Origin of the sequence: Stieleria mannarensis (genome assembly GCF_014154935.1) — a bacterium.
GTDB classification, from domain to species: Bacteria; Planctomycetota; Planctomycetia; order Pirellulales; family Pirellulaceae; genus Stieleria; species Stieleria mannarensis.
On the sequence record NZ_JACEHH010000113.1, the window covers coordinates 1 to 3,523 of the forward strand.

General features: G+C 53.8%; 5 protein-coding genes and 9 tRNA genes. 11 read left to right on the plus strand and 3 right to left on the minus strand.

The window, feature by feature from the left end; translation table 11 throughout:
* The coding region (locus tag H1B37_RS34710) for a four helix bundle protein (protein WP_182871429.1) at positions 1-142 on the minus strand (142 nt) is incomplete at its 3' end.
* Positions 143-199: 57 nt separating this feature from the next.
* On the opposite strand from H1B37_RS34710, the gene H1B37_RS32425 reads away from it, so the two are divergent.
* The 6 genes from H1B37_RS32425 to H1B37_RS32450 all read left to right on the plus strand — a co-directional run bounded on the left by H1B37_RS32425 (position 200) and on the right by H1B37_RS32450 (position 1,214).
* Positions 200-271 (plus strand) — tRNA-Val (locus H1B37_RS32425).
* 48 nt (positions 272-319) lie between these two features.
* The gene (locus H1B37_RS32430) at positions 320-586 is read left to right on the plus strand and encodes a hypothetical protein (RefSeq protein ID WP_197137859.1); all 267 of its coding nucleotides are present in this window, start codon (positions 320-322) and stop codon (positions 584-586) included.
* 57 nt (positions 587-643) lie between these two features.
* Positions 644-717 (plus strand) — tRNA-Leu (locus H1B37_RS32435).
* A gap of 95 nt (positions 718-812) precedes the next feature.
* A tRNA-Ala gene (locus H1B37_RS32440) sits at positions 813-883 on the plus strand.
* 16 nt (positions 884-899) lie between these two features.
* A tRNA-Leu gene (locus H1B37_RS32445) sits at positions 900-973 on the plus strand.
* A gap of 162 nt (positions 974-1,135) precedes the next feature.
* Positions 1,136-1,214, plus strand: a tRNA-Leu gene (locus tag H1B37_RS32450).
* A 148-nt stretch (positions 1,215-1,362) separates the two neighbouring features.
* Here the strand turns inward: H1B37_RS32450 and H1B37_RS32455 are convergent.
* Positions 1,363-1,599 carry a four helix bundle protein gene (locus H1B37_RS32455; RefSeq protein WP_286178467.1) on the minus strand — a complete coding sequence of 79 codons (237 nt, stop codon included), beginning with the start codon at positions 1,597-1,599 and terminating at the stop codon, positions 1,363-1,365.
* A gap of 131 nt (positions 1,600-1,730) precedes the next feature.
* On the opposite strand from H1B37_RS32455, the gene H1B37_RS32460 reads away from it, so the two are divergent.
* From H1B37_RS32460 to H1B37_RS32480, 5 genes are all read left to right on the plus strand, one after another.
* A tRNA-Leu gene (locus H1B37_RS32460) sits at positions 1,731-1,806 on the plus strand.
* Between the two features lie 14 nt (positions 1,807-1,820).
* Positions 1,821-1,893: transfer RNA gene (locus H1B37_RS32465), tRNA-Val, on the plus strand.
* Between the two features lie 166 nt (positions 1,894-2,059).
* Positions 2,060-2,149, plus strand: a tRNA-Ser gene (locus tag H1B37_RS32470).
* A 92-nt stretch (positions 2,150-2,241) separates the two neighbouring features.
* Positions 2,242-2,313 (plus strand) — tRNA-Arg (locus tag H1B37_RS32475).
* A 95-nt stretch (positions 2,314-2,408) separates the two neighbouring features.
* Positions 2,409-3,209, plus strand: coding sequence for a hypothetical protein (locus H1B37_RS32480; protein ID WP_286178468.1), 801 nt, complete (start codon positions 2,409-2,411; stop codon positions 3,207-3,209).
* 78 nt (positions 3,210-3,287) lie between these two features.
* Here H1B37_RS32480 and H1B37_RS32485 read toward each other — a convergent pair.
* Positions 3,288-3,523: four helix bundle protein (locus H1B37_RS32485; RefSeq protein WP_182871431.1), on the minus strand; the 236-nt coding region annotated here is incomplete at its 5' end.

Below are 3,523 nucleotides of genomic sequence, written 5' to 3' on the forward strand. Positions count from 1 at the left end.
CATTCGCTCCAATCGAAGTCCCGGACCGAAGCAATTGCCTCATCAGGGTCGCAGCGACACTGCTGTCGCTCTCTAACGCGAGACAGAGCCGTACGATTCGCTCGGCAAATGCAAAGGTCCGATCGGGTAAGTCGCTTTTCATCGCAGCAGTCTACCGCAATTCAATTCAAACTTCCTCCTTCGAACTTCAAACTTCCAAAGTCCTGTGGTCGGGCGGCTACGACACCTGTCTTACAAACAGGAAACGATGGTTCGACTCCATCCAGGACTACTCACGCGTCGTGGTGACGCTGTTTCATGCCAACCTTGGAGAATGACGATGGCCAAACAAGTCAAGTACGTGCAGTGTGCGATGAAACGCGCGGTCGCCGGTGGCTCGGTGCGGACAACGTCATACATCCCTCAACAGTTTGCAAAGCTGGGTCGCGTCCTGAAGTTGAAAGACGACCTCGATCGCTGGGTTGATGGATGGGTGGTTGAGTGCGTCGGCCATGTGGTTGTCGATGCCGCGGATGCTCCCGACTATCGGAAAGCGATTCGGAACCACCGCAAGTCGACGGGCGACAGCCAACCGCGATTGAAATGAGCAATCAAGGCTTGCCGGTCGGTGCAAAAGACTTGCGTAGGTCCGTGAGCCTCGGACGCCCAGGTACGCCAACTGGCAGAGCGACTCGGCTTAAACCCGAGTGTTTGCAGGTTCGATCCCTGTTCTGGGCATTAGGAAGTTTGAAGAGTGAAGATAGAAGTTTGAAAAGACATTTGAGACCGAACCTATTTCACACTTCATCCTTCATACTTCCAACTTCATTCATGGGGCGCTCGTCCAACGGGAAGACGTCTGTTTTGCATGCAGAAAATCGGGGTTCGATTCCCCGGTGCTCCACTTGGTTAATTCAATCGGCTCGGTAGGCAACCGGAAGACCACTTTGGCTTAGAACCAGAGATGCTGTGGGTTCGAATCCCACTCGAGCTATTCGGAAGTATGAAGGGTGAAGTTCGAAGTTTGAGATTTCACACTTCACCCTTCCTGCTTCAAACTTCGAAAGTCCTCGTGGAGCAGCGGAGTGCTCGCTTACGCGAGAACGCAAGCGGCTGTCGGTTCAAACCCGATCGGGGACGCTTTTTCAATCCAAATGGCGCGGTACGCAAACCGGTAAAGCGGCGGAGCTCAAACCTCCGTGAAATGTCTGTGGGTTCGACTCCCTCCCGCGCTACTGAAATAGGAGATTAGGAGTTAGGTGTTTAGGAATTAGGTTTGCGGCGCGAACGAATGAGGGCAGCGAGGACTTTAGAAGCTTCGATGAGACGTTTAGGTAATTCGCTGCTTTCCGGTGCGAAACCAAGCCGTGTCGCTAGCGATGCTTAGTATTCGAGTTCTCGCAGTGAACCGTAGGCCATGTCGAGAAAGCGAAGAAGTTCAGCATTTGAGTCACGTCCACATCCTTCAACGATGTTAGACGGAACCGAGACTGCAGCGCGACGCATTTGTGACGTCAGACCGAACTGTTCTTCCCGCGGAAATCCGCTTGTGAACTGATACGTCAACAATGCAACTTCGTCCGCCAGTTCGAATGCCCGTAGCTTCGTGTGATCACGCATTGCCTATTCCCTCTAAACCGAATTCCTAACAACCTAAATCCTAACCAACTTACGCTGCGGATGGGCCAGTGCTCAGCCAGGCCTCATAAGCCAGGACCGCCGGGTGCGACCCCCGGATCCGCTACTTTCTCGGTCGAGTACGCAAACAGGCAAAGCGGCAAGCATGAGAGGCTTGTGATTTTGTAGGTTCGACTCCTATCTCGACTACTCATCAAGACTACGGTCGCGTGGTCCAGCGGCGAAGACGCCTGCGTGACATGCAGGAGATCGATGGTTCGATTCCATCCGCGATCACTGTTCAGAGATGGGGAGTGAAGGAGATGGGGAGTGAAGGAGATGGGGAGTGAAGGAGATGGGGAGTGAAGGAGATGGGGAGTGAAGGAGATGGGGAGTGAAGGAGATGGGCGGCTCTTTTATGACTAACACTACTCCTCCACTACTTCTCTCCCAACTCTTCAACGGAAGGGCAATCCGATCGGCGACGGTATCCGGTTGCTAGCCGGGCGAGCATCTTGATGGTGCCTTGAAGGTTCGACTCCCTCTCCTTCCGCTTTGAGTAGCGAATTAGCTGCTAGCGAATTAGCGATTAGCCAGAGACTGAAAGCTCAGGGCTAAAATGCTAGATGCTAACCAGCTATTCCTGGCTCGATGGTGAAACGGAAATCATCTCTGTCTTCTAAACAGAAGTTCCGGGTTCGATTCCTGGTCGGGCTATTTCGAATTGTGAAGGGTGAAGTTTGAAGTGTGAAAGACTTCGCCCGTACTGATGTTTCACACTTCCCCCTTCTTACTTCCAACTTCCAATGTGCATGCATCAGATCGAGCGTCAATTCACGCGGATTGGTGCTCGAGCAAAGGTCCACCCTCCCATCGTTCGACGCTGGGGCACCACTCCCGAAGTTTCGATCGACATCGGCAACGACGCCGAGGGCGAGTTCTTCGACATCGCTGTTCAGCCAGCTCTGTTGGCCGAGACGCAGGTGATCGATACTCAGCCTTCACTACGCCACTTGCTATTGATGTCGCGTCAAGACGACGGGAAGCACAAGTTCCTCTGCGGACACGACGAGCGTCACTGGTTCGTTGCGGCCGTTCCGGAGCGAGCTTCGGTTTCAACGGTGAAGACTGCATTCGACGCGCTCAAGCCGACTGCGGTACGAGCACTCGAAACCCGTCTCGGTGTGAAGCCGCGTAAGCGAAACCGCCGACGAAACGAAGCGTTCATCCGCCAAGGTGAATGGTTCTTCGTTCCCGTCGAGAACCAAGGACTTGTCGATGATCGACTGGCCCTGCGAAACGAGCCGATCGCCCGCGGAGGTGGAAAGCCACACATGTGCGAAGAGGTCGTTCGCCAGGGAGGACGGCTGGTTTACGTCAGCAACCAATACCCAAACGGTTTGACCGAAGGTCAGTATCGGCGATTGATTAGCCGAAAGCCAGAACTTCGTCATCTGCATTGGGTGGCACAACGACGAAACCCAAGCGTGTTCGTTCGCGGACGTGTGCGTCATCCAGATCACAAGACGATCATCTTGGACGGATGGCACCAAGTCCTGATGAACACAGAAAACGAATCGCTTGCAATGCGACACGTCGCATTCATCGATTGACCCGCAGCTCTCCACCACGGTGGGAGCCGTTTCCTACGGAGATCGGAAGTTTGAAGTAAGAAGGGAGAAGTGTGAAAATCAGTCCCGGTTCTTTTTGCAGATTGTTGTCAGAATAGCAACCAACTCGTTTGCCTCCTGCTTCAACGGCTCGAGCCTCGCGGCAGGAATCACTTCGGCTGCGATCAGCAGACGCAGCCAGTAGTGTGTCTCGCGAGACTCTTTTAGCGCAAGCGAGTACTTGTGGACAACATCTTTTCGACTTTCGCTTGCTTGAGCTTCTTCGATGTGGGACCCGATTGCCGTCCCTGCCCGGA

What these genes read in the sequence shown, in the direction of transcription:
- H1B37_RS32430 (WP_197137859.1), top strand. Translation starts at nt 320, where the DNA reads ATGGCCAAACAAGTCAAGTACGTGCAGTGTGCGATGAAACGCGCGGTC.
- H1B37_RS32480 (WP_286178468.1), top strand. Translation starts at nt 2,409, where the DNA reads ATGCATCAGATCGAGCGTCAATTCACGCGGATTGGTGCTCGAGCAAAG.
- H1B37_RS32455 (WP_286178467.1), bottom strand. Translation starts at nt 1,599, where the DNA reads ATGCGTGATCACACGAAGCTACGGGCATTCGAACTGGCGGACGAAGTT.